Annotated in this window: 20 protein-coding genes; 12 read left to right on the forward strand and 8 right to left on the reverse strand. The window is 67.3% G+C overall.

The window, feature by feature from the left end:
* The first annotated feature begins 11 nt into the window (after positions 1 to 11).
* The 3 genes from NMI01S_RS12665 to NMI01S_RS12675 all read left to right on the forward strand — a co-directional run bounded on the left by NMI01S_RS12665 (position 12) and on the right by NMI01S_RS12675 (position 3,913).
* A complete protein-coding gene (locus NMI01S_RS12665) occupies positions 12 to 1,409 on the forward strand; it encodes an MmgE/PrpD family protein (protein ID WP_062996802.1) in 1,398 nt (465 codons plus the stop codon).
* Positions 1,410 to 1,468: 59 nt separating this feature from the next.
* Positions 1,469 to 2,863: a low temperature requirement protein A gene (locus NMI01S_RS12670; RefSeq protein WP_245716832.1), complete on the forward strand. Its 1,395-nt coding sequence runs from the start codon at positions 1,469 to 1,471 to the stop codon at positions 2,861 to 2,863.
* 69 nt (positions 2,864 to 2,932) lie between these two features.
* The gene (locus tag NMI01S_RS12675) at positions 2,933 to 3,913 is read left to right on the forward strand and encodes an AraC family transcriptional regulator (protein ID WP_062996804.1); all 981 of its coding nucleotides are present in this window, start codon (positions 2,933 to 2,935) and stop codon (positions 3,911 to 3,913) included.
* 131 nt (positions 3,914 to 4,044) lie between these two features.
* Here the strand turns inward: NMI01S_RS12675 and NMI01S_RS12680 are convergent, their stop codons facing one another.
* The 7 genes from NMI01S_RS12680 to NMI01S_RS12710 form a co-directional block, all read right to left on the reverse strand.
* Complete coding sequence (locus tag NMI01S_RS12680) at positions 4,045 to 4,845, reverse strand: SDR family NAD(P)-dependent oxidoreductase (protein WP_062996806.1); 801 nt, start codon at positions 4,843 to 4,845, stop codon at positions 4,045 to 4,047.
* The gene (locus NMI01S_RS12685; RefSeq protein WP_167669896.1) at positions 4,842 to 6,530 is read right to left on the reverse strand and encodes a class I adenylate-forming enzyme family protein; all 1,689 of its coding nucleotides are present in this window, start codon (positions 6,528 to 6,530) and stop codon (positions 4,842 to 4,844) included. The genes NMI01S_RS12680 and NMI01S_RS12685 overlap by 4 nt, the downstream gene beginning before the upstream one ends.
* A 72-nt stretch (positions 6,531 to 6,602) precedes the next feature.
* A complete protein-coding gene (locus tag NMI01S_RS12690) occupies positions 6,603 to 8,063 on the reverse strand; it encodes an aldehyde dehydrogenase family protein (protein WP_167669897.1) in 1,461 nt (486 codons plus the stop codon).
* 8 nt (positions 8,064 to 8,071) lie between these two features.
* On the reverse strand, positions 8,072 to 8,803 hold the full coding sequence (locus tag NMI01S_RS12695) for a hypothetical protein (protein ID WP_062996812.1): 732 nt from the start codon (positions 8,801 to 8,803) through the stop codon (positions 8,072 to 8,074).
* A gap of 66 nt (positions 8,804 to 8,869) precedes the next feature.
* A complete protein-coding gene (locus NMI01S_RS12700) occupies positions 8,870 to 10,810 on the reverse strand; it encodes a hydantoinase B/oxoprolinase family protein (protein WP_245716833.1) in 1,941 nt (646 codons plus the stop codon).
* A 5-nt stretch (positions 10,811 to 10,815) separates the two neighbouring features.
* Positions 10,816 to 12,861 carry a hydantoinase/oxoprolinase family protein gene (locus tag NMI01S_RS12705; RefSeq protein WP_062996814.1) on the reverse strand — a complete coding sequence of 682 codons (2,046 nt, stop codon included), beginning with the start codon at positions 12,859 to 12,861 and terminating at the stop codon, positions 10,816 to 10,818.
* Between the two features lie 16 nt (positions 12,862 to 12,877).
* Positions 12,878 to 13,090: a hypothetical protein gene (locus NMI01S_RS12710; RefSeq protein WP_062997043.1), complete on the reverse strand. Its 213-nt coding sequence runs from the start codon at positions 13,088 to 13,090 to the stop codon at positions 12,878 to 12,880.
* A 542-nt stretch (positions 13,091 to 13,632) separates the two neighbouring features.
* On the opposite strand from NMI01S_RS12710, the gene NMI01S_RS12715 reads away from it, so the two are divergent.
* The 4 genes from NMI01S_RS12715 (at position 13,633) to NMI01S_RS12730 (ending at position 17,414) form a co-directional block, all read left to right on the forward strand.
* Positions 13,633 to 14,826, forward strand: a complete 1,194-nt coding sequence (locus NMI01S_RS12715; RefSeq protein ID WP_062996816.1) for an NAD(P)/FAD-dependent oxidoreductase — start codon at positions 13,633 to 13,635, stop codon at positions 14,824 to 14,826.
* Entirely contained in the window at positions 14,823 to 15,743 is a 921-nt protein-coding gene (sigJ, locus tag NMI01S_RS12720) for an RNA polymerase sigma factor SigJ (RefSeq protein ID WP_062996818.1), read from the forward strand. The genes NMI01S_RS12715 and sigJ overlap by 4 nt, the downstream gene beginning before the upstream one ends.
* Positions 15,744 to 16,081: 338 nt before the next feature.
* Positions 16,082 to 16,615: a GNAT family N-acetyltransferase gene (locus tag NMI01S_RS12725; protein ID WP_062996820.1), complete on the forward strand. Its 534-nt coding sequence runs from the start codon at positions 16,082 to 16,084 to the stop codon at positions 16,613 to 16,615.
* Between the two features lie 184 nt (positions 16,616 to 16,799).
* Positions 16,800 to 17,414, forward strand: a complete 615-nt coding sequence (locus tag NMI01S_RS12730; protein WP_062996822.1) for a hypothetical protein — start codon at positions 16,800 to 16,802, stop codon at positions 17,412 to 17,414.
* Between the two features lie 24 nt (positions 17,415 to 17,438).
* Here NMI01S_RS12730 and NMI01S_RS12735 read toward each other — a convergent pair whose 3' ends face one another.
* On the reverse strand, positions 17,439 to 17,843 hold the full coding sequence (locus NMI01S_RS12735) for an AbrB/MazE/SpoVT family DNA-binding domain-containing protein (RefSeq protein WP_062996824.1): 405 nt from the start codon (positions 17,841 to 17,843) through the stop codon (positions 17,439 to 17,441).
* 96 nt (positions 17,844 to 17,939) lie between these two features.
* On the opposite strand from NMI01S_RS12735, the gene NMI01S_RS12740 reads away from it, so the two are divergent.
* The 5 genes from NMI01S_RS12740 (at position 17,940) to NMI01S_RS12760 (ending at position 24,441) form a co-directional block, all read left to right on the forward strand.
* Positions 17,940 to 19,049 carry a LuxR C-terminal-related transcriptional regulator gene (locus NMI01S_RS12740; protein WP_062996826.1) on the forward strand — a complete coding sequence of 370 codons (1,110 nt, stop codon included), beginning with the start codon at positions 17,940 to 17,942 and terminating at the stop codon, positions 19,047 to 19,049.
* 153 nt (positions 19,050 to 19,202) lie between these two features.
* Positions 19,203 to 21,269, forward strand: a complete 2,067-nt coding sequence (locus NMI01S_RS12745; RefSeq protein ID WP_062996828.1) for a hydantoinase/oxoprolinase family protein — start codon at positions 19,203 to 19,205, stop codon at positions 21,267 to 21,269.
* 11 nt (positions 21,270 to 21,280) lie between these two features.
* Entirely contained in the window at positions 21,281 to 23,203 is a 1,923-nt protein-coding gene (locus NMI01S_RS12750; protein WP_062996830.1) for a hydantoinase B/oxoprolinase family protein, read from the forward strand.
* Between the two features lie 13 nt (positions 23,204 to 23,216).
* Positions 23,217 to 23,477 (forward strand): hypothetical protein, encoded by a 261-nt coding sequence (locus NMI01S_RS34070; protein WP_084512893.1) that lies wholly within the window; start codon positions 23,217 to 23,219, stop codon positions 23,475 to 23,477.
* Positions 23,478 to 23,673: 196 nt separating this feature from the next.
* A complete protein-coding gene (locus NMI01S_RS12760; protein WP_062996834.1) occupies positions 23,674 to 24,441 on the forward strand; it encodes an SDR family NAD(P)-dependent oxidoreductase in 768 nt (255 codons plus the stop codon).
* Positions 24,442 to 24,477: the final 36 nt, after the last annotated feature.

Below are 24,477 nucleotides of genomic sequence, written 5' to 3' on the forward strand. Positions count from 1 at the left end.
AAGGTACACCGATGCAGAACATTCCCGCACTGGAGCAGGCCGTGGCCCGCCTGGTCACCGACCTCGAATTCGACACCATCCCCGCCGACGCCCTCGCCGGTGCGCGACAGTTGATGCAGGATCAACTGGCCCTGCAGGTGGGCAGCGCGTCCCTGCCGTGGAGCAAGGCGGTCCTGGAGCTGACCCGCGCATCGCACGCGCCGGGCGGCGCACACGTCACCGCGTCCGGCGACGCGATGAGCGCCGCCGACGCGGCCTTCGTCAACGCCACCTACGGGCACGGATTCGAATACGACGACGCGCACCGCGCCAGCTCCAGCCACCCCGGCAGCTGTGTGGTGTCCGCGGCACTCGCGGTCGGCGAGGAACTGGGCGCCACGATGCGCGAGGTGATCACCGGCATCGTCGCCGGATACGAGGTCTACACCCGCCTCGGCGTGCTGGCCGCACCGCAACTGCTCGAACGCGGCTTCCACCCCCACTGCGTCCTGTCGAATTTCGGCGCCGCGGCGGTGGTGGCGAAGATGCGTGGCTTCGACACCGAACGCACACTGCACGCGTTGTCGATCGCGTTCAGCCACTGTTCGGGTACCACCGAATACACCTCGACCGGCGGCTCGGTGAAGCGCCTGCACTCGGGAATCGGCACCCGCAACGGGATCCGAGCGGCCGAAATGGCGGCCGCCGGAATCACCGGGCCCACAACGTTTTTGAGCGGCGGCAAAGGCTTCTACCGCACCTTCGTCGGCCGCGATGTCGCCGACGGCGCGGCGGCGGCCTTCTCCCCCGACGGCGCCTACGAGATCACCAAGGTGTGGATCAAGCCCTACTGCTGCTGCGGCATCAACCACGCCTACATCGACGGCGCCCGCCGAATCTCCGGCCGCTCCGCCGATATCGAGAGCATCCAGCTCGGCATCCAAACCGGCGGCGACATCATCATCGGCAACAAGAACGCCAACGCCTACGCGCCCCGGACGATCGAACATCTCCAGTACAGTCTGCCGTTCCAGTTCGCACTGTCGGTCCTGGGCCTGGGCAACGGCTTCCGTGCCCATCACGAATACCTGGCCGGACACCTGGACCTGAGCGCGGGCAGCGAGGTAGCCACCCTCGCCCGACGAGTGAAGATCGAGGTGAAACCCGAACTCGACACCGCCTACCCCGGCAAGTGGGTCGGCGACATCACCGTCACCTATACCGACGGCACCAGCGAGAAGATCTTCGTCGACAGCCCCCTGGGCACCGCCGAAAACCCCATGTCCCAACAGGATCTCGACGTCAAGTTCCGCGATCTCACGGTCGCGGACCTGGGCGCCGACGGCAGTGCGGAATTGCTGCGGGCGATCACCGCGGGCGATCCCGACCAGCCGGCCGCGGAATTCGCCGCGCTGCTGCGGGCCGGGTAATCCAGCCGGACTTGTCGGCCTCGCGTCCTCCGAACTCACGTCGAAGCCTCCGCACGCCTATGCGTGCGGAGGCTTTCCTGAATGCCGAGGAGTCGCAGATCAGCAGCTACCGCACGACGGCACCGCGGGCGGGTGGTATCGGCAGACTCGTTCGCCGCGCCGACGAAACGAAGTATCGTGATCAGCCCGCTGCTCTGGAGCCGATGGTGGCCTCGACCGCTGTCGGCCGGCTCGGCGACGGACGGAACTTCGGCGGCCGAGGAGGACTGATGACGCGGGCGACACCCACCCGGCGCGAGGTCTCGCCGCTGGAACTGTTCTTCGACCTCGTGTTCGTGCTGGCGATCGGCCAGCTCACCCACCATCTGACCGCACATTTGAGTTGGCGCAGTGCCGCGGAGACGCTGGTGGTGCTGGTCGCGGTGTGCGGGGTGTGGGCCTTCACCAGTTTCGAGGTGACGCTGCTCGATATCGAGCGGCGCGCCACCCGGACGATCACCCTTGCCGTGATGGGCCTGGCGTTGTTCATGAATGCCGGGATCGCCCACGCCTTCGACGACGGGCCGTGGCTTTTCGTCGTGCCCATGCTGGTGGCACTGGGCGGACCGGCCGCCTGTGCCGCGATGGCGGCACCGACACCCCCGCTGCGTACCCATTTCCGCCATGTGCTGATCTGGTTCGCGGTCTCGGCGCCGTTCTGGATCGCCGGCGCCGCGCTCGGACCCGATATCCGGCTCTACTGCTGGGCGGCGGGTGCCGCGATCGACCTGGTCGGCACCTGGACGGCGCATCCGGTGCGGGGCCGAGCCGTGCGTACCGCACATCTGCCCTTCGACGCCGAACACATGCTGGAACGGATGCGGCTGTTCCTCATCATTCTGCTGGGCGAGACGGTTCTGACGCTGGGCCGGGTGATCTCCGATCATCGTGGCGAACCCGTGGTGCTCGTGCTGGCACTGGGCTGCGCCACCGCGCTCGTCTGCCTGTGGGCGGTGTATTTTGGCCGCTCCGAAGAACTCGTGGTCAGCCATGCCGCCGAAATCGAGAACCCGATCCGCGCGGTGCACGTCGGCATCAACACCATCTACGGCGTGGTCGCCGGGCTGGTGGTGTTCGCCGCGGGCAGTGAACTGCTGCTGGCACAGCCGGTCAGCGAATCGGCGGGCACGGCCGGTGTGCTCGTACTGGCCGGGCCGATGCTCTATCTCCTGGCCCAGGCCATCTTCTTCCGGTGGGAGATGGGCAGCGGATGGCGGACCCGCCTGGCCGGGGCGGGCGCGCTGGCGGTCGGGGCGGCGCTCGCGTACTGGCTGCCGGCGTGGACGGTGATCCTCGTGCTGGTCGGCGTTCTGCTCACGCTGGCGGCCGTCATTTCGCGGACCACCGCGCCGTCGGCCGCACGCGCGGACTCCGGCGCCGAATCACATGATTCGGATCACAACACCGATTTTTAGATATAATATATTTTACCGGCTCCACAGCCGCCGAGAGGCGCGGGTAGGCTGAGTCGCGAGGAGGACACGGTGCCCGAGAAACTGCACACCGACCCCCGGCTGAGTTTCCACACCGGCGATGTCGACGCCGCCATCGAGCAGGTCACCAAGACGTTCGCCCGGCACGAGGTACAGCTGGCGAATGCGCGTGAACTCGATTTCCAGCTCGATCTCGCCCCCGCGCCACGGCTGACCGTGGCACGCATGAGCTACGGCACCGAGGCGATCATCCATGGTCCGCCGATGCAGCTGTGCTATCACGTCAATCTTCCCGTCACCGGCGAGAGCGTCGTCGCCCAGAACGGCGTTCGCCGCACCATCGCGGGCGGGCAGGCCGGAGCGGTGTTCGTCCCGCGCTATCCGGTGATGGTCGCGTGGAGCGCCGGTTCGTGGCAGTACCACGTCAAGATTCCCAAGGAACTGCTCGAGGCCCACGCGTCCAAGCTCACCGGCGTACCGGTCGACGACGGGATCCGTTTCGATGTCGATTTCGATCTGGGTAGCGGACTCGGCTCGGCCCTGATAGCCACCACCGGCTTCCTCTATGCCGAACTCAACCGGCCGGGTGGGCTCGCCACCGTGCCCAGCGCCTGCCAGGAGCTGGAATCCGCGCTGATGACCCAACTGCTGATGGCGGTGCCCAGTCAGCTGAGTCCGCTGCTGCACAGCAAACCGGCGCACACCCGGCGGTCGAAGATCCGCGAACTCATGGACTTCATCGACAACCATCCGGAGGCGGAGATCACCACCGCCGATCTGGCGGCGCGCGCCGGCATCAGCCCGCGCGCTCTGCAGGCCGGATTCCAGGATGTGGTGGGTATGTCGCCGACCGCCTATCTACGTGGCGTGCGCCTCGACCGGGTGCATCTCGAGCTGGCCTCCGGTGCCGCGGTCTCGATCACCGAGGTTGCCGCGAAGTGGGGTTTCTACCATCTGGGCCGCTTCTCCCAGCAGTACCGCGAGCGTTTCGCGCTGACGCCGTCGGAGACGCTCGGCCGGGTGCGGCGCTGAAGCGAGCGGCGTACGAACGCTCGCGCTCCCGCCGCTCCGCTCGAGGCCGGAAGCTGAGCAAACGCAACCGCAGCTCGGCGGTCTCGTCCGTCGAGCTGTGGTGCGTTGACAGCGAATAGCGCTGATGTGATTCAGTTTTCGTCGAAGACGATGGTGGAGGCGTCCACCGCGGCCCCTCCCCCGTCGGCAACCAGCACGTGCCCGGTGACGATGGAGGCGTCCCCCGAGGCCAGGAACGCACACACCGCGGCGATCTCCTCCGGCTCGGCGGGACGGCGCAACGGTACGTGTTTCGTGGTCAGCGCATAGGCCTCGTCGAGGGTGATGCCTTCGCGCTGAGCCAGATACGCCATCGCCCCCTCGCCGAGCGGGGTCCGGATCCAGCCGGGGCAGACCGCGTTGACCCGCACGCCCTTCGGGCCGTATTCCCTTGCCAGCCAGCGGGTTATGCCGATGAGCGCCGCCTTCGCCGCCGTGTAGCCGACGGTTCCGGGTGGGCCGGCGATGAGGCCCGCCGTGGAGGCGAACAACACCAGCGACCCGCGGCGTTCGATCAGGTGCGGCATCACCTCCCCGGCCAGGTAGTACGAGCCGTGCGCGTTGACGTCGAGCGCTTTCCGGTATGCCGCGGCGTGTTTCGGATTCGCGGTACCGGAGATCGCGGCGCCTTGCGTGGCGATGACGGTATCGATGCCGCCCAGATCGGCGGCGGCCCGCGCCACGACCTCGTGAATCGCGTCGGGGTCGGTACCGTCGGCAGGCAGGGCCAGCGCGCCGGTCTGTTCGGCGAGGACCGCGAGCCGGTCGGCGTCGATATCGGTCACCGCGACCTTCGCGCCGTCGGCGACCAGCCGGCGCACCGTCGCCGTGCCGACCCCGCCGGCCGCACCGGTCACCAGTGCGAATTCGGGTTTGCTGCGTACGCCGCTCATCGGACTGCCTCACTGTCGTCATCGGCCCGGACGACATCGCCGCCGGCACCTCCCACCGCACCGGTCTCGGCGACGCCGCGCCCGGTCTGCGGGGTTGTGTTCTCCTGCTGGGAATCGGCTGTCGCGCCGACGTTTTCGTATCGCGCGCGCAGCGTGTATTTCAGGATCTTTCCCGAGGCGTTGCGCGGGAGTTCGTCCTGTTCGATGAAATACTTCGGAATCTTGTAGGACGCCAGTCGCTCTCGGCAGTACGCGCGCAGCGCCGCCTCGTCCAGGTGTACACCCGCTTCGGCGACCAGCACCGCGCAGCCGACCTCGGTGTACTTCGGGTCCAGAACAGCGATCACCGCCGCGTCCTGGATCTGTGGATGCGCGGTCAGGACGCTCTCGATCTCGGCAGGGTACACATTCTCACCGCCACTGCGGATCATGTCCTTGGCCCGCCCCGCGAGGATCAGGAACCCGTCGGCGTTGACGTAGCCCAGATCGCCTGTGCGACACCATCCGTCGATGAAGGTATCGCGATTGGCGTCGGGGCGGTTCCAGTAGCCGGTACAGACCGCACCGCTGCGGACGACGATCTCGCCGACCTCGCCGACCGCGGCTTCACCGGCCGCGATGTCACCGTCCCCGTTCCACACCTTCACCTCGGCCAGCGGCAGCGGACGCCCGATGCTGTCGGGCTGGGAATCGAAGTCCTCGTCGTCGAGGGTGGTGGCGATGGCTCCCCCCTCGGTGAGTCCGTAGACCTGGGTCAGGCGGATACCGGGCAGCCGGCGCCGGACCTCCGCGACCATCCACGGCATCATGGTGTCGCCGCCGATGATGAAGTGCCGCAGTGACTCCGGGAGCCGCCGCTCGAGGTCGTCGAGGTGCAGCATCTCGTTGAGCATGAACGCGAACAGCAGGCAGTCGGTCACCTGTTCCCGCTCGATCACCTCGAGCAGGTGATCGACGGTGAAGTTGCCCGAGGCCAACGTCACCACCCGGCCGTGCATGAGCAGCGCGGGCGCGGTGACCGCCTCGACGGCGCCCGCGTGGTACAGCGGGCCCGGCACCAGAGCGACGGTCTGCGGCGAGAAACGCCACCGCAGTGCCTGCCCGGTCGCGGCGGCCACCGTGTTGGCGTGCGTCCACACCGCGCCTTTGGGCAGACCCGTCGTGCCGGAGGTGTAGAGCAGCGACATCGGGTCGCCGGCGGCGACCTCCGGCGCGTCGGCCAGTGGAGCGTGGCCGCCGAGCACGTCGAACGGATGCGCCCAGTCCGGCGTCTCGTCCGCGGAATCGGCTCGGACGACGAATGTTTCGACCGACAGCTCCGCACGCACCGGATCCACCTTGGCGAGCAGGCTGCTGTGGATCACGACCGCCTTACACCCCGAATCGTTCAGGATGAAACCCAGTTCGGCAGGTGCGAGCCGGAAGTTGAGCCGCACGGCGATCACGCCCAGCCGCATCGCCGCGAAGCACAGCGGCAGATATTCGGCGTCGTTGTAGAGCATCAGCCCGAGTCGATCGCCTTTGCCGAGGCCGAGTTCGCGCAGGGCGCTCGCATAGCGGCGGGAGCTGTCGAGCAGTTGCTCGTAGGTGATCCGCTCCCGGCCGTCGAACACGACCGCCGTGCGGTCCCGCCCGGTCGCGGGAATCTGATCGACTACCGAGTCGAGAACTCGGGTGAAGTTCACGACGTACCGTCCTTCCATCGACCCGCGACGCTGCGGGCCCGCCGTATCGGCGTCATTTCCTCGTTCTCCACCTCAGACGCCCGGGCCGATCACGATCTGCTTGAGTTCGGTGAATTCCGCGATCCCCTCCGGGCCCGATTCGCGCCCCCACCCCGAGCCCTTCACACCGCCGAACGGTGCGCTGACCGCGGGACCGAAGGTGTTGACCGCCACCGACCCCGACCTGATGCGGGAAGCCACGTCCAGGGCCGCGGCCCGGTCGGCGGTGTAGACCGACGCGGCCAGGCCGAAGCTGGTGTCGTTCGCCAGCCACACGCCCTCGTCGAGATCGCGATAGGTCTGCACGACCGTCACCGGCCCGAACACCTCGTTGTGCACCAGATCGGCCTCCGGTGGCAGCCCTGTGACGACGGTCGGCTCGTAGTACCAGCCGGTGTCGGTGTGCCGTGGCCGCCGGCCGCCGGTGACGACGCGCCCACCGGCGCCGATCGCCCGGTCCACGAACCCCTCGGTGCGACGCCGTGCCGCTTCGTTCACCAACGGTCCGATCCGGGTCTCCGCGTTGAGCGGATCACCGATCCGCAGCCCCTGCCACGCCGCACGCATCGCGTCGATCAGCTCGTCGTGGCGGCGCTCGGAAATCAGCACCCGCGACAGGGCCGCGCACACCTGGCCGGTCCCGCTGGTCGCACCAGGCACCAGCGTCTTCAGGACGCGGTCGAGTGGGGCGTCGTCGAGGATCAGCGCCGGGGATTTCCCGCCGAGTTCCAGATGCGTGCGTGCGAATCGCGACCGGGTCGCCTCGATGATCTGCTGGGCCGCGCCCCGTCCGCCCGTGAGCGACACCATGTCCACCCGCGGGTCGGCGGTCAGCAGCCGCCCGATCGTCACATCACCGCACAGGATGCTCAACGCACCCGGCGGAAAGCCCGCTCCCACAGCACAATCGGCGACGAGCCGCATGATCAGCTGCGACTCCACCGCGGCCTTCACGATCACCGGACAACCGGCCAGCAGAGCCGGAATCACCTTGGTGCCCATCGTGACCAGCGGACCGTTGTAGGCCATGATCGCCAGCACCACCCCGGCCGGTTCGCGGCGGACCAGCACCTCGCCGAGCATCGATTTGCGGGTGTCGTCACGCAGTGCGTCGACCGCGCATTCCAGGGCAGCCGACCACGCACCGGCCGCTCCGAACTTGTGCAGGGTGGCGCTGTAGCGGATCGGCATCCCGGCCTCCGCGGCCCAGACCGTGCCGAGCTCGGCGAACCGCGCCTCCAGAGCAGCGCAGAATCGGGCGCAGATCTCGACCCGGGTCTCGACCGGCACCCGGCCCCAGGCCCGTCCCGCGTCAGCGGCCCGCAACGCCGCGCGGGCCTGTTCGGACGAGGGCAGCACAACCTGCGCGACGGACTCTTCGGTGGCGGGTGAGACCACGTCGTGCACCGGTCCGTCGGCGGCGATCCACTCCCCGCCCACGAACACCGAATCCGGATGCGCGACGGTCACTCCCGCGACATCGACAGCACTCACGACGCGCCTCACGAACCGTTCGCGACGAAGAACGGGCTGGCCGGCTTGCAGAACATGGTGGCGAACGGGCTGATCATGAAGTCGGGAATCTCCATCTCCCCCGACATCAGCTGACGTTTCACCTCGGCCCGGAAGCCCTCGAGATCACCGATCGTCTCGTAGATCGCCAGATGCCCCAGATCCACCGCATCGACACCGGGCAGCGGTTTCACCTCCGAAACCTCGAACCGTTCGGCCCGGATCACGCCGGGAGCGGCCATGATCTGCGGAATGTGCACCTCGTCGTACCACGTGGCAAAGGTGTCGTCGTCGCCGGTGTGGCGGCTCCACGCGAAGAACAGATGCCGGTCGTCGAGCGATTCGGTGCTGCCGAACTGCTCGGAAAGCTGCGGCTTGCTCACCGATTTCGCGAACAGCGCCTTGAACGGCTGCACCATGTAGTCGGGTAGCACCATCTCCCCTGAGATCAGCTTGCGCTTGACCTCCTCGCGGAAACCCTGTGCGCTGCCTTCCATTTCGTAGAGCGCGAGGTGGCCGAAGTCCAGCGCCTTCGAACCCGGGATGGGTTTGGTGTCGGCGATCAGGAATCGTTGCGCACCGAGCATTCCCGGTGCGTCCATCACCTGCGGGATGTGTTCCTCGTCGTACCACTTGGCGTAGGTCTCGTAGTCGGTGGTGTAGGTGCTCCACGCGAAGAACAGATTCCGGTCGTTCGGCGTGGGTACGGCTGCGGCAGCCATCAATTACTCCTTGTTTCGTCAGGTGCGGTTTGTTTCGGGCCGCTGGGCGAGCACTCGGCGTGCGGCTCAGCGGGCGGCGCGCAGCGCGGCGGTGGCCTGTTCGTCGATCCGAAGTCCCTCGGGGTCGTTGTGCGGATCGCCGAGTACGACGACGCCGTAATCGCGCGCCGCACCGGCGACGCTGACGTATTCGTCGCGCACATCGCGCAGCACCTTCTGCGGGTCGCGGTCGAACGGCGACCCCCAGCCGCCGCCTCCGTTGGTGAGGCAACGCAGGACTGACCCCGCCTTCGTCCTCCACGTCTTCTGGCTGGCGAAGTAGTGGTAGGAGCCGTTGTCGGGATCGAGGGCCTTGATCTGCGGATTCAGCACGCCCGCAACAGGATTGCTGTCCGCATAGACGTCGGGGCCGATGCCGATCAGATCGGCGGGTGCGCCACCGTCTCGGGGCGGAAAGATCCAGATCGCACCGGTCGGCCCGGCCTGTCCGCCGTTGGCGCCGACGCCGCTGGGTTCCTTGGTGCGGAACGGGGACAGGTAGTGATCGGCGTCGGTGAGCCACAGCGTGTCTTTGAGGTTCGCCGCGCCGCCACGGTGCGCACCCGCGCCGCCGGTGTCGATCGCATGCTCCTTGCGCAGCATCACCACCGGCGAATCGTGCTCGATCGTCTCGGTGGCGGGATCGAGGTTGTTGAGGTTGAACAGCACCGTGTAGCTGTCGCCGTCGGCCTCCTTCGTCGCACCCCACGGGCCGTGCTCGCCGCCGCACTGGGTGGCACTGGTCCACGGGGTGCCGTCCGGGCGCAGTCCGTTGGCATTGTGGGTATTGGTGGAGCCGTAGTCGCCGCCGACACCCTCGGCGCCCAGAATCGGGTTGAGCGCGTCGAATATTGCCGCGATCAACGCACCCGAGGACTCCCAGAACATCATCGGCGCACCCTCGGGCGGCATCGCCGTCAGGAAGGTGCCGGGCGGCGCGACGAGATCGATGTTGCGCCATGTACCGGAGGTGAACGGGATCTCGGGATCCAGCAGCATCGTCAACGCCACGCCCAGCGCCGTCTTCGCATCCAGCACACCGCAATTGATGCAGGTTCGGGCCTGCGCCGAGGTGCCGGACAGATCGGCCTCGATCAGCTCGCCCCGCTTGCGCAGCGTGACGTGTACGGTGTAATCCACGGTGTCGTCGAGCCCGTCCGCGTCGACACTCGCCCGGCCGGTGTAGTCGCCGTCGGGAATCCGTGCGATCGCCTCCCGCATCTTCTCGGCGGACGTGTCGCAGGCATAGCTCAAGGTGCCGAGATAGGCTGCCAGGCCGTATCGTTCGATGTTCTCCCGGATCAGCCGCTCCCCCAGCTGCAACTGCTGGTGCATGCTCTTGAAGTCCGGCATCAGCATCGCGCCCCAGCGGGTGTTGTCGAAGATCAGGCTGAACGCCGAGCGCACCGGCTGATCCTTCGACCACAACAGCATCGGTGGAATGACGAGCCCGTTCTCGAAGACGTTCATCTTCGTCGCGGAGAACCCGCCCGGAACCGTGCCACCCATATCCAGTTGGTGCGCACGCATATTCACGAACGACACGATCTCGCCGTCGACGAAGACCGGGCGGGTGAACAGTACGTCGTTGACGTGCGTGCCGCCGCGATAGGGGTCGTTGCAGATCAGCACATCACCGGGTGAGAGGTTCTCCGGCCCGAACTCCTCGACAGCGTTGCGGCCGGCGTCGGGCATGGTGCCGAGGAACGGGGTGAGGCTGTTGCTGACCACCGCCATCCGGTAGTCCTGCTCCGGCGGCCCGCTGATGGTGCAGGCGAAGTCGTACCAGTCGCGGATGATCGGCGAGAACGCCTCCCGCAGGAAGGCGGTAGACATATGTCCCACCGCGTATTTCAGCCGGTTGACGATCACCGACGCGGTGAACCGGTCGCACCCGTAGGCGTCGTGGAACTGCTCGTCGGACAACTCGCGGATGCGTGCGTGGTCGATGGGGTTGGTGGCGCTCACGGCCTTCACTTCCTTCGGATGACGAGTTCGCCGTAGCGGCCGACGGTCATGCGCTGACCGGCGCCGACGTGGGTGGTGGACAATCCCTCGTTGACGATGATCGGACCGTCCAGCTGATCGCCGGCACGCAGCGCGTCGCGGTCGTAGACCGCGGCCTGCTGCCCGGATTCGAGGTCGTCGGTATCGAGATCACCGAGATAACGCAGCGTGACGACCCGCGCCGGAATCAACGGTTCGTCGGGGCCACGTTCGGGGACCGGCGGGTAGTTCACCTTGGGGGTATCCAGGACCGCGCGGACCCGGAAGGTCACCCCCTCCACCGGCACCATGTCGAACCGGTTGCGGGAACGCTCCTGGTAGGTGTCGTGGAACGAGGCGATCATGGTCGCGACGGCGGTGTCGTCGATGATGCCGCCCGGCACCGGCACGAACGGGGTGTCCCAGCTCTGACCGACCAGATGGCCGTCGAAGCTGCGCTCGAAACTCACCTGCGCGTCGTGTTCGAGCCGCTCACGCAGCTGCGCTTCCATCTCGGTGAACAGGGCGTCGATGCGTGGCGCCACCTCGGGAGTGAGGACCGTGTACGCGCTGCGGTTCACGGTGAACACCTGATCCGCCGACAGCAGGCCCAGCGCCGAGAACAGGCCCGGATTCGGCGGCACGATCACCTGTTTGCAGTGCACGGCGTCCATCGCCGCGGGCAGCAGCATCGGACCGGCGGCGCCGTAGGCGACCAGGCTGTAATCGCGCGGGTCCACCCCGTTCTTGATCGCGACGTTGAACACGCCCTCGGCGATATTGTGCACCGCCATCTCGTAGGCGTACCGAACTCGTTGGGCCAGTGTGAATTCCGAGTCCAGCCGCTCGAACGCCTGCCGCGACAGCTCCGGATCGAGGCTCACCTGGCCACCGGCGAAGGTTTCACTGTCGATGATGCCGATCAGCAGGCAGGTGTCGGTGGTGGTCGGCTCGGTGCCGCCGCGGCCGTAGCAGGCCGGACCCGGCGTCGAACCGGCGCTGCCCGGGCCCACCTGGATGGCACCGGTCTGCCCGATGCTCACCAGGCTGCCGCCGCCCGCGCCGATCGCGGTGACATCGTTGGCGAGTGCGTTGACCACCAGATCGTGTTCGAGTTCGAACGTCGTATTCACATACGGCTCACCGCCGGTCACCACGCTGATATCGCAGGAGGTGCCACCCACATCGGCACACAGCAACTGCGATTCACCGATCAGCGCCCCGAAATGAGCGCTGGCGACGGTGCCGGCGGCCGGGCCGGAGAAGACGATGCGGAACGGATGTTCCATCGCCCGTTGCGAGGGCACCAGGGTCGCGGCGCAGTCGGCGAAATTCAATTGACCGGTGAAACCCAGTTCCGCCAAACCCTTTTCGAGTTTCGCGGTGTAGTCGGCGTAGATGAGTTTCATCAAGGCGTCGACCACGGTGGTCGAGGCGCGAGCGTATTCCTTGGCCAGCGGGGATACTTCGCTCGACACCGAGCACGGGACGTCACCGAGCACCTCGCGCACCAGTTCACGCAGCCGCAGCTCGTGCGCCGGATTGACGTAGGCGTTGATCAGGCAGATCGCCACTCCCGCGACACCGCATTTGCGCAGCACCTCGAGTTCGGCGCGGGCCTGATTCTCGTCGAGGCCGAACAGCACGCCGCCGTCGGCGGTGATCCGTTCGCGAATTCCCCGGCGCAGATACCGCGGGATCAGCGGCCGGGCGGCATCGCCGAAACTGCGCCGCCACCGTGGGTCGAGAATGGCCTCCGCCGGACGCCATACCCGGCCCATATCCAGAATGTCGCGATGGCCCTCGGTCGCCAGGAATCCGATCTTCGGCAGCTGTCTGGTGATCACGGCGTTCAGACCGTGCGTACTGGCGTGATTGAACACCGCGGAATTCTCGACACCGAGCAGCGCCGCGCCCTGCAGCACCGGCTTGGTCACATCGGCATAGTCCGTCGACACTTTGGCGGTGTGAATATGCCCGTCGCGCAATGCCACCACATCGGTGAACGTGCCGCCCACATCGACTGCGATCATCGTTGATCCCTTTTCACTACAGTTGGTCGGACAGGAGCTGAATCGGGCCGAGTCGCGGTCCCCGGACCCGGCTGACGGAGCGCAGGCAGTTCTGGCACTTGACCACGTCGAACCAGCCGCCCTCCGAATTGACGGGATAGCGCCGCAACTCCCCGCCACAGTGAGGGCACGCCCCGTCCACAAGCTCCCGCTCCAGGCGCGGCGCCTGGTCGTTCCGGTACTGGCTCATTCCGTTCAACTCCACTGTCGAGTCGGTGACCGGCACTCTTGCGCCGGTGCACCGACGCTATGGCAGGTGAGACCGGCGTCACTATCCGCAAACCGCCGATATGAATCCGGAAAACGAAGATGGGCCGCGACGCCTCGCGACACGTGCCGCCTGCGCGCGCAACTCGGTGGCGATAGCGGCCAGGGTCTCGGGATCCGCACGATTCGCCTCACGCAGGATCGATCGCACTGCCTCGAACTGGGCAACATCCGCACCAGCCCGGCGCGGAAGAAGTCGGCGAATGTCCATCCTCGGCGCCCCGATCGGGTGACAGCGGCCAGTTGGAATTCCCCGCGGACGGCCAGTTCTGATTCCCCGTGGGCGGCCCGTTCGCTTGGCCGGGCACATTGTCAGCAATGTATTTCGATCGAGCGGTAGCCGATGTGCGTGCACTATGCCCTGGCCTGGATCGACGACCTCGACGGGGTAGGTGGCGGCGGGGTCGCGAAGGTGACGAGTGTCACTTCATGTCAGATCTGGCGGGCGGGGCGTGTCTCGGGGGTATGACTGATTTCAACTCCATCACCAAGGTGGTCGTCATCGGCGGCGGTTACGCCGGAACCGTGGCGGCCAATCGGCTGCGGCTGCGTCGCGATGTCGAGATCACGCTGGTCAACCCACGCCCGGAGTTTGTCGAGCGGATGCGGTTGCACCAGTTCGTGGCCGGTACCCACGAGGCCGCCGTCGGGTACGACACGCTGCTCGGCGCGGGTGTACGGCTGATCGTGGATCATGCCGTCCGTATCGATACCGCCGCTCGCACGGTGGAACTGGGCTCGGGGCGCACGCTCGGGTACGACTATGTGGTCTACGCGGTCGGCAGCACCGCCGCGGTGCCCGTGTCGGTGCCCGGTGCGGCCGAGTTCGCTTATCCGATCGCCGAATACGAACACGCACAGCGGCTGCGCGCCGCGCTGGGGGAACTGCCCGCGCAGGCGCCGATCGTCGTCGTCGGCGGCGGGCTCACCGGTATCGAGACCGCCGCCGAACTCGCCGAGCAGGGCCGCGCCGTCACGCTCGTGGGTGGCGGTATGTTGGCGGCGAAATTCTCCGATCCGGCCCGGCGGTCGGTGGCGAAGTGGCTGTCCGAGAACGGAGTCCAGATGCGCGAGCAGGCGCGGGTGCGCGAGGTGCGAGGCGACGGGGTCGTCTTGGCCGACGGCGATGTGCTGCCCAGCGCGATCACGATCTGGACCGCCGGATTCGGGGTGCCCGAGCTGGCGGCGCGCAGCGGGCTGCGCACCGACGAACAGGGCCGGTTGCTGACCGATGAGACGTTGACCAGTATCGACGACGATCGCATTGTCGCCGCCGGGGACGCGGTCGCGCCCTCGGGCCGGCCGCTGCGGATGAGCTGTTATGCCGCTCAGCCCCTGGGCGCGCAGGCCGCAGGCAACGTGCTGGCCCGCATCGCGGGGTCCGAGCCCAGCGTGCTGGATGTGGCCTTCGTGGCGTGCACCGTGGGTTTGGGCGGCCGCGCGGGTGTGATGCAGTTCAGCCGTCGTGACGACACGCCCGTGCCGATGTACCTCGGCGGGCGCGTGGCCGGACAGATCAAGGAGCGGGTTGGTCTGGCCGGGCCGATCGGGACCATCCGCAAGGAGGCCCGCAAGCCCGGTGCGATCCCCACCTTCATGGGCTTGGGCAGGCGCAAGGAATTGCGTGTAGCCGAGCCGGAGGGGATCGTGAAGCCGTGACCTCTATCGACGAGCACACCGAGCGTTTCGTGCACCTGCGACCGCTGCTGTTCACCATCGTCTACGAAATCCTCGGCTCGGCAACCGAAGCCGACGATGTGTTGCAGGACAGCTATCTGCGGTGGCGGCGAGTGGACCTGACCACCGTGCGTGACACCAAATCCTATCTGGCCCAACTGGTCACCCGCCAGGCGCTGAATGTGTTGCGGGCCGGCGCCAGTCGCCGCGAGGAATACGTCGGCCCGTGGTTGCCCGAGCCGCTGCTGCTCACCGACGGCGACGCCTCGAGCGATGTGGTGCTCACCGAATCGGTCTCGATGGGGATGCTGGTGGTGCTGGAATCGCTCACTCCCATCGAGCGAGCGGTCTTCGTGCTGCGCGACGTATTCGGCTTCGACTACGACGAAATCGCGTCCGCGACGGGCAAGTCCGTCGACGCTGTGCATCAGACGGCCCGCCGCGCCCGCAACCACGTGCAGGCCCGGCGCAAGCGGTACGCCCCCGTCGACACCGCCCGAACTGCCGCGGTCACCGAACGCTTCATCACGGCCGCGACCACCGGGGACATGGATGGCTTGCTGTCGCTACTCGCGCCCGATATCACCTGGACCACCGACAGCGGCGGCAAGGTGACCGCGCTACCGGAGCTGATCATGGTCGGCGCCGAACGGGTGGGCGCGATTCTCATGGCGGTCTTCCGATACGCGCAGCGACGACCGCAGGTACGAATCGAGACGGTGAACTGCAACAGCCAACCAGCACTTGCGTGCTACATCGACGACAAACCGGAAGCCCTTCTCGTGTTCGACATCGCCGACGACAAGATCATCAACGGCTACGGTATTCGCAACCCAGACAAACTGGCCGCCCTCGAAATCCCCCGCGCAATCAGCCGCGCCGAGACACCCACGGCGTAAACCCCATCTTTACGCGATGCCGACATCCCGAAATACCGGATTTCGGCGAGATTCCGCCACACGATAGCTTGCTACGCGCTAGCCCCGGCGGCCAGATAGCGCCCCGCCAAGGGGCCGCGAGTGGGGAATTTCAACCCGCCGATGACAATCGGGTAGCTCCTCGTAGATCGAGATGGCGAAGGAATCGTGCGAACCTCGCTGAATTTTCGCGATTCTCGACGTATTGGTGGACGTTTGCGCAACGCTACGACATTCTTTACGCCAGGCCGAAAACCTGAGAGCTCTATCGCGATCCGATTATGAAACCTTCCTGAGCAGCTGCTCGATAGAGTCGGCACATGCCAGAGTTGATCGCGCCGAGCACACACCTGCACCGCGCCTGGCTCGACGCGCATACCGAGTGGGGCCCCGGCGTCCATGAAGACGGGTTCGGGTTGACGCCCGCCGACGAAGTTGACTCGCAACCCGGCTTCACAACGTGGGTGCGACGACTGACCAGCGACGCACAAACGACATACCGGTGGATTGTCGAAGACGACCGCGTACTCGGCGGGATCGCATTGCGACACAGCTTCGACGACCATGTGGACTGGGCCGGGCACATCGGCTTCGGCATTCGACCGACAGCGCGACGGCGCGGGCTTGCCACCTGGGCGTTGGTCAGGATGCTCAACCACGCACGAGCACTCGGCCTCGATCGCGTGCTGGTCGTATGCGCCTCGGACAACGTCGCATCAGCGAAAACGATCGAGCGCGTCGGCGGCATCTTCGACCAGGTTCGCGACACCCGATACGGACCCGCGCGACGCTACTGGATAGAACTCGCACAACCCACGCCGAACCCGCACACCGACCGCGAGCCGACAAATTGACAAGAACATACACTCCCCGAATTGGACGCCGACGGGGTACACGGATGTGGCGAGCTGCTACAGTTTTTGCGGGACAACGCAATTCGGTCCGCATCGTCCGACACCCACCGAGGCGTTCGCCGGTGTCCTGTATCCACAGTGGGCAGCGTCAGAGGACGGTCGGCCGGATAGGGTGGCGATTGTGGTGGGGATTCGGCGTCTGGTTCTGGCCGGCATCGTCGTGATGAGTGTGGCGGCATGTGGCGAATCAGGGTCGGATTCGCCGGAGACGACATCGGGTCCGACGATTCGAACGGCCTGCGACGCCAGTGCGGCGAACGGAGCCGTCTTCACCACCGAGGCACGTCCCGATATGCCGTTCACGCTCCGGCTTCCGCAACTGCGTGGCTGGCAGGTGGCCCCGGTCGAAGGCGACGATCTGGTGTTGCGTCGCGTCGATCGGCACGCGGGACGGATGAGCAGTGCGACCGTCATCCTCGGCATCTCCCCGCCACGCAGCGCTACCGACACTACGATCGTGCTCGAATCGATCGCCGGCAAGTGGCGGCAGTGGCGATCCCAGCCCGTCCAGGTATGCGGTCGGGGCGGCACCCGAAGCACCGGTATCTTGCCCGCGTCCGGTGACGATGGAGTCGATCACTACCACGAGTTCATCGGATTCGAATATCTTTCGGGCGACATGCTGTATCCGATCCGGATGTCGGTCGAGGTCACGGCCGCCGAGCGAGACATGTTCCAGCCCGATATCGACACCTTCGTCGACGGACTGCAGATCGTGCCGATCCCTCCGGCCGGTTGAGCATCACCGTCCGCTCCCCCGCACTCAGGCCCGGTCGGCCAGGCGGAGGACGAAGCGCAGACCGGACCAGGTGTCGTCGATGGCGCAGACCTTGTTGTCGACGAGTCCAGCGGCCGAGCCGAATTCGCGGACGACGGCATCGCCGAGGTCGGTGACGACTCCGCTGGATTTCTTGGGCCAGGCGATCCATAGTCCACCCGCCTGCGCGAGCAGCGTGCGCCACGTGCCGAATCGGCGATTCAGGGACGCGTAGTCGGGACAGAAGCCGACGATCACGTCGTAGGGCTCGCGGCCCGCTCGCCGATGCACCGTCACCTGAGGCGGGAGTGGTTCGAGCGTCAATCCGCGCGGCGCGTCGGTCAGAAGCACGCGGGCGCCGGGCCGAATGCCGAGTTTGCGGGCCAGCGCCGCGCTCGGGGATGCCGCCATGCGCCCACGATACGTACCGCTCGACCGGGCGCACTCCTTCCCCTTCCAATATTGGATATATTATATTGAAGTGAGGTAGATCACGGGAGTTCGCATATGAGCAGTTCATCGATCCACTGGGGTTCCGCCGAGTTGGCGGCGGCGGTGACCGAGATCGCCCGCGCCACCGGTGACGCGCTCGACCGCGAGCCGTTCGAGGCGGCGATCGACGCCGAACGACCACCGGACGCTTCCGCCCTGAGCGACCTCTGGGATCTGGTGACCACCGAGGCGCTGCGGGAAGCCGGCGGCGGCGCCACCACGCCGGATCGCCTCACCGACCTGATCGGGCTGCTCGGGCGGATCCGCGAGGCGGAGGCGATGCACGCTCAGCTGCGACTCGCCGACCGGACTCGCGCCCTGGCGGGCGTGCGCAGCGCACTCGCGCGGGTCGGCACGGCCCGGTCGGTCGATACTCTGCTGGCTCGTGCTCCCGAAGCGGCATGCGGTCTCGGATTCGATCGCGCGCTGGTGTCCACCGTCGACGGAACGTGGCGGCTGCACACGATGTGCGTCGTGCGCGATCAGCGCTGGGCCGATGAAATCGTCGCGGTGGGCCGGGAGAACCCGCCCGTGCTGGATCGCGGCCTGGTCGAGAACGACCCGGTGGTCGACGCGCGGCCCGTCCTCGTCTCCGAAGTCCAGGACAATCCCCGGGTCAACCGCCCCCTCGCACAGATCACCAAATCGTCGTCGTACGGAATCGCACCGCTGCTGGTCGACGGCAATGTGGTCGGACTGGTGCACGGCGACTGCTATCACCAGCGGCGGATACTCGGCGAGGTCGACCGGATGGTGTTGTCGGCCTTCGCCGACGGACTGAGCCAGCACCTGGCGAGAGTCACCGTGCTGGAGGGACTCTCGGCGATCCGCACGCAGATCGACGGTCTGACCGGATGGCGCGCCCCGGCCCCGGCGGTCATCGAATCCATCGCGGCGAGCCGCGACGACGATTCTGTTCTGACGCGCCGGGAGGCGCAGATCGTGCGGCTGATGGCAGCCGGCGACTCGAACGGGAAGATCGCCCGCCGGCTCACCATCTCCGAGGGCACGGTGAAAACCCACATCACCCGCATCCTGCGCAAACTGGGAGCGGCCAATCGGGCCGAGGCCGTATCGATCTGGCTGCGCAGCTCCGCCCGGGCGGGCTCGGCAGCGTGCGTCTGACCCGCCGCCGGCCGGTTCGGCCGAAGGTCGTACGAATCCCTTACCCACGCCGGATGTTGTGAACGGCGCTTCACGAGACAGTGAGCTGCACCACAAAAGCGGCGCCCTCGCAGGGGCTCAGCCGCTGCAGCACATGGCACTGGAGGCGCAAATATGACGCAAACTGAGCAAGCGGCCGACTGGATCGTCGGCATCGATGTCGGTGGCACCTTCACCGACATCATCGGCCTGAATCAGACCACCGGGGAGATCCGCGACGGTAAGGTCTTGTCCACGCCCGAGCAGGAGGTCGGGGTGCTGGACAGCATCACGGCCATCGACCTCGGGATCCCCGAGATCGCCGAAATCGTGCACGGCCACACCGTCGGCATCAACGCCCTGCTCAGCCGCACCGGCGCTCCGACCGGGCTGATCTCGACCCGCGGGCACAAGGACCTGCTCGACATCGGCCGCATGCACCGCGAATTCGGCGACCGCTTCTACGACCCCACCTGGGTGCGCCCGCACCAGGAGCGGCCGATCGTCGCACGCGAATCGCGCTACGGAATCGGCGAACGACTGCGCCACGACGGCTCGGTGCTGCTGGCACTCGACGAGGACGAGGTCCGTGCGGCCGCGCGCGAGCTGGCCGGGCGGGGCACCGAGTCGGTGGCCGTCTGTCTGCTCAACTCCTATATCAATTCCGAGCACGAGCGTCGCGCCGCCGAAATCGTCGCCGAGGAAATGCCGGACGCCTACATCCAGACCTCCGCGCTGTATCCGGTCACCAAGGAGCACGAGCGCACCACCACCGTGGCCCTGGACGCCTACGTCGGGCCTGCCGTCGTCGGCTATCTGAACCGCCTCATGCACCGCCTGTCCGAGCGCGACTATCGCGGCACGTTGTGGATCATGATGATGAACGGCGGTGTCGCCACCTTCGCCGACGCCGGGAAAGCGCCTGTGTTCCAACTTGTTTCGGGCCCGGTGGGTGGAGTGAGCGGCAGTGTGAAGCTGGCCAACGAGGGCAGCGCACCGAATCTGCTCACCATCGACGTGGGCGGCACCAGCACCGATGTGGCCGCGATCCGGCGGGGCAAGACCCCGCTCACCGACACCTGGACCTTGGAAACCGGGCTGACGCTGACCATGCCGCTGGTGGATGTGGAGAGCATCGGCTCGGGCGCGGGCAGCCTGATCCGGCCCAACGCACTCGGCAACGTCGCGGTGGGCCCGGCTTCGGCCGGATCGAATCCGGGACCGGTGTGCTACCGGCGCGGCGGCACCGAACCCGCCCTCACCGACGCCTGCGCCGCGCTCGGGATACTGCAGCCGGACCTGTTCGCCAACGGCGCGATCAGCCTCGACGTCGACGCCTCCCTGGCGGCACTGGCGCGCACCGGCGCGCAGTGGAACATGTCCGCCGTCGAACTGGCCTCTGCCGCATACGAAGTCGCGTGCCAGGACATCGCCGCGAAGGTACGCACGATATCGGTCTATCGCGGGCTCGACGTGCGGGAGTTCGCGTTGCAGCCCTCGGGTTCGGCCGGGCCGATGCTCGCCGACCGCGTCGGGCAGATTCTCGGTCTCGACAAGGTGATCATTCCGACCAGCCCCGGCCAGTTCTCCGCCTTGGGGCTGCTGCGCAGCGATCTGATGGTCACCCGCGCCCAGTCGATCATGACGCCGCTGGAGCCGGCGAACGCCGACGCGATCGAGGCCGCGTTCACCGCGCTGCAGGATCGCATTCGCGACGAGCTGAAGAACCAGGGCGCCGACGTCGAACGGATCCGCTTCGAGCGCGCGGTCTTCGCCATGTACCGGGGCCAGACCTGGGACAACCGGATGCCCATCCCCGCCGCGACGCTCACCGCCGAGGCCGCGGCCGCGCTCGTCCCCGCGTTCCACGAGTTCTACCGCGAATCCTACGGTTTCGCGGCGACCGAGATCCCGGTCGTGGTGTCCACGGTCGAGGTGACCGCGATCATCGCCCGCGAGAACCGCAAGCCGGAGGCCGTACCCGAGGACGGCGAATCCTTCCTGCGCACAACGCAACTCACCGTGCCGGGCACCACCGAACCCGTCGAGGTTCCCATCCACGTCCGCGAACGCCTCGGCCGCGGCGACAAGGTGCACGGTCCCGCGCTCATCGCCGAGAAGTACGCGACGACGCTGGTGCTGCCCGGGCGGACCGCGTCGCTGGACGACGACCTGAATCTGATCATCGAGCCGCAGAGCTGAGGAACGATCCCATGACTGTCACCACCCCCGAAACCACCGGTCCCGCCGTGGACGTCGAACTCGACATCCTGCGGTACGGGCTCACCGAGGTCGCCCGCGAAATGCTGGATTCGCTGATGCGCAGCGCGTTTTCGCCGGTGTGCCGCGACATCCTCGACTGCACGGTCGTCATCCACATGCGCACCGAGGAGGGCTGGGAGGCCGCCGCGCTGTGGGAGGGCTGTATGCAGCACGCCTTCATCGCCCCGCACATCGCGAATTTCGTGATGGACGACTGGGATATCGACACCATGCGGCCCGGCGACGTCATCTTCACCAACGACCCGTGGCGCGGTTCGCTGCATCAGGCCGACGTGAACCTGTTCCGTCCCGTCTTCGTCGACGGCCGCGTCGAATTCCTGCTGCAGTCGACCTCACATCTGGTGGACCTCGGCGGGCCGATCCCGGGCGGCTTCTCCAACGGCGCCCAGACCCATTTCGAGGAACAGTTGAAGCTACCGCCCACGTTGCTCTACGCGGGCGACGTACCGGTGCGCCCGACCTTCAACTTCCTGCTCGAGAACAACCGCGTCCCGCAACTGGTCCTCGGTGACCTGCGCGCACTGCACGGCTGCCTGGTGGTGGGCGAACGCCAATTGCAGGAGCTGATCACCCGCGGCGGGCTGGATCAGGTGCGCGCCGCGGGACGGTACGCGATCGACGCCACCGAGGCGAGTATGCGACGCGGGATCGCGAGCATCCCGGACGGCGACTACACTGCCGAGGACTTCCTCGACGAGGACGGCGTCACCGACGAGCCGATCCCGGTCAACGTCACCGTGCGGGTGCGCGGCGATTCCATGGAGATCGACTTCTCCGGTTCCGGCCGCCAGCCGCTGGGCAACTGCGGCACGGCCTGGTGTGAGGCGGGACGCTGTATCGAAGCGGTCAAGTTGATGGTCGATCCGTCGACGCCGGTCAACAGCGGAACCCTGCGCCCGATCGACGTGCTGCTGCCGGCGGGCAGTGTGGTGCAGGTGCTGCCGCCGTCGAGCTGCTCGAGCCACGCCGATATCGGACCCCGCGCCATCAATGTGGTGTCGCAGGCGCTGAGCCAGGCGGTGGAGGAATCGTTCGCACCCGATACCGGCACCGCGCTCTACGTCGGCTTCAGCGGTATCGACAGCCGGCCGGGACACGAGGGAACCCCTTGGGGCGCTTATGGTCTCGCCGGCGGTGGCTGGGGCGGCACGTGGAAGGAGGACGGCGTCTCGTTCTGCGTCGTCCCGATCGGCAACTGCCGCACCTCGGTGCAGGAACATGTCGAGATCGAGAGCCCGCTGGTCGTGGTGCAACACGAGATCGTCATCGACACCGCCGGTGCCGGACAGTTCCGCGGCGGCCTGGGGTCGGTCTATTCGGTCTACGCGGAATCCGACACTCTGGTCACCGTCGTCGCCGACCGGTTGCGCCGCGGCGCGCCCGGCTCGAAGGGCGGCGGCGCGGGCACCTCTGCCTTCGGCTGGTACATCGCGGACTTCGATCTCGGCACGCACGGCAATCCGCTCGATCTGCGCGGCGCCGAACCGCTGTTCGGCATGTTCGACGAAGACGGCCGTCCCGACCCGAACAACGGCGAATTCGGCCGCGGCGCCCGCTACACGTCCGGCAAGTTCTCCAACCTGCTGGTGAAAGCCGGCGACGCGATCCGCTTCGTCATCGGCGGTGGCGGCGGCTGGGGCGATCCACTCGCACGCGACACCGCTCGGGTCGCCGCCGATGTCCGCAAGCGGCTGGTGAGCGCCGAATTCGCCGCCGCCGCTTACGGAGTCGTGATCACCGACGGCGAGGTGGACGAGGCTGCCACCACGCGACGGCGGGCCCATCTGGCCGCCGAACGCGAACAGGGCCGCTGGCAGGTGCCGGTCGCCAACCCCACCACCTGGATCATCTGAGAGAGGTATCCCCATGTCAGTCGATCGACTCCTCTTCCCCCGCCCCGAAACCCCACGCGTGTACGTCGAACGCACTCCCGTCGACGGCGAGTGTCCCGCCTGCGGCGCAGCCGATCTCGCCCGCTATCCCGTGGCCAACTACCTGGGGGCCCGCATGGTGGTGAAGTGCCAGCAGTGCTTGCATCACGTCTCGGTGACTCGCCCCGAGCCCGAAGACCATTGGCCCGCATGGCGGTCACCGACTCGTGACTGGCCCGCCTCACGGGTCGGCTGAGGGCACGTCGTCCGGCGAATCGGCGCGCCCCGGCGGCACCGATGACGCCCCTGCCGGTCGGCGACCCGCCGACCGGCACAGGTGGCGGACGAAGCCCGCGGTCCGCGGCGGCGCCACGCGGGGGGCAAGCGAACCAAGCCGCGTCGTCACCACACAAAAGATGCGGCGCGGCAGACACATCGAAAGGAACCAACCCATGACAGGGCTGTTGCTCGACGGCAAAGTCGTCCTCATCACCGGCGCGGCCGGCGGGATCGGGCGGGCCACCGCTCTGCTCGCGGCGCGCGAAGGCGCGCGGCTGGCGCTGACCGATATCTCCGACGATCGCGTGCGCGCGGTCGCCGACGAGGTGCGGTCGAGTGGCGGTGCGGCCGTGGCGATTCCGGCCGATCTCACCGACGGCGACTCCGTGGACGCGATGGTCGCCGCCGCGGTCGAGCACTACGGCCGCCTCGACGGCGCCTTCAACAACGCCGGTGTCAGCGGCGGGCAGATCGGCCAGGGCGGTCGTCGTGTCGGCGAATGGGACGAGACGGCGTTCGATCAGGCCATCGCCGTGAACCTCAAGGGCGTGTGGTTGTGCCTGCGCGCCGAACTGAAGCAGATGGAAGCCCAGAGCGGCGGTGCGATCGTGAACACCGCGTCGCTGGCCGGCCTCACCGGCTTCAAGACCACCGCCGGATATTCGGCCGCCAAACACGGCGTGGTCGGCCTGACCAAGACCGCGGCGATCGAGTACGCGCCCACCGTCCGGATCAACGCGGTCTGCCCCGGCTACACCGACACCGATCTGATGAAGGACGCCAAGCGCCGCAGCGGCGACACGATCATGGCGCGGATCCCGTCGGCGCGGCTCGCGCAACCGAACGACATCGCCGAGATGGCCTGCTGGCTGCTCTCCGACCGTGCCGGTTACGCGACCGGCGGCGAATTCGTCGTCGACGGTGGATATATGGCGGGTTGACCGAATTGTTCTGTACACGAACGCTTTTCGCGAAGG

Origin of the sequence: Nocardia mikamii NBRC 108933 (assembly GCF_001613505.1) — a bacterium.
Classification (GTDB): domain Bacteria; phylum Actinomycetota; class Actinomycetes; order Mycobacteriales; family Mycobacteriaceae; genus Nocardia; species Nocardia mikamii.

What these genes read in the sequence shown, in the direction of transcription:
- NMI01S_RS12745 (WP_062996828.1), top strand. Translation starts at nt 19,203, where the DNA reads ATGACGCAAACTGAGCAAGCGGCCGACTGGATCGTCGGCATCGATGTC.
- NMI01S_RS12705 (WP_062996814.1), bottom strand. Translation starts at nt 12,861, where the DNA reads ATGATCGCAGTCGATGTGGGCGGCACGTTCACCGATGTGGTGGCATTG.
- NMI01S_RS12670 (WP_245716832.1), top strand. Translation starts at nt 1,469, where the DNA reads ATGCGTGCGGAGGCTTTCCTGAATGCCGAGGAGTCGCAGATCAGCAGC.
- NMI01S_RS12735 (WP_062996824.1), bottom strand. Translation starts at nt 17,843, where the DNA reads ATGGCGGCATCCCCGAGCGCGGCGCTGGCCCGCAAACTCGGCATTCGG.
- NMI01S_RS12750 (WP_062996830.1), top strand. Translation starts at nt 21,281, where the DNA reads ATGACTGTCACCACCCCCGAAACCACCGGTCCCGCCGTGGACGTCGAA.
- NMI01S_RS12695 (WP_062996812.1), bottom strand. Translation starts at nt 8,803, where the DNA reads ATGGCTGCCGCAGCCGTACCCACGCCGAACGACCGGAATCTGTTCTTC.
- NMI01S_RS34070 (WP_084512893.1), top strand. Translation starts at nt 23,217, where the DNA reads ATGTCAGTCGATCGACTCCTCTTCCCCCGCCCCGAAACCCCACGCGTG.
- NMI01S_RS12760 (WP_062996834.1), top strand. Translation starts at nt 23,674, where the DNA reads ATGACAGGGCTGTTGCTCGACGGCAAAGTCGTCCTCATCACCGGCGCG.
- NMI01S_RS12725 (WP_062996820.1), top strand. Translation starts at nt 16,082, where the DNA reads ATGCCAGAGTTGATCGCGCCGAGCACACACCTGCACCGCGCCTGGCTC.
- NMI01S_RS12680 (WP_062996806.1), bottom strand. Translation starts at nt 4,845, where the DNA reads ATGAGCGGCGTACGCAGCAAACCCGAATTCGCACTGGTGACCGGTGCG.
- NMI01S_RS12710 (WP_062997043.1), bottom strand. Translation starts at nt 13,090, where the DNA reads ATGAGCCAGTACCGGAACGACCAGGCGCCGCGCCTGGAGCGGGAGCTT.
- NMI01S_RS12715 (WP_062996816.1), top strand. Translation starts at nt 13,633, where the DNA reads ATGACTGATTTCAACTCCATCACCAAGGTGGTCGTCATCGGCGGCGGT.
- NMI01S_RS12740 (WP_062996826.1), top strand. Translation starts at nt 17,940, where the DNA reads ATGAGCAGTTCATCGATCCACTGGGGTTCCGCCGAGTTGGCGGCGGCG.
- NMI01S_RS12665 (WP_062996802.1), top strand. Translation starts at nt 12, where the DNA reads ATGCAGAACATTCCCGCACTGGAGCAGGCCGTGGCCCGCCTGGTCACC.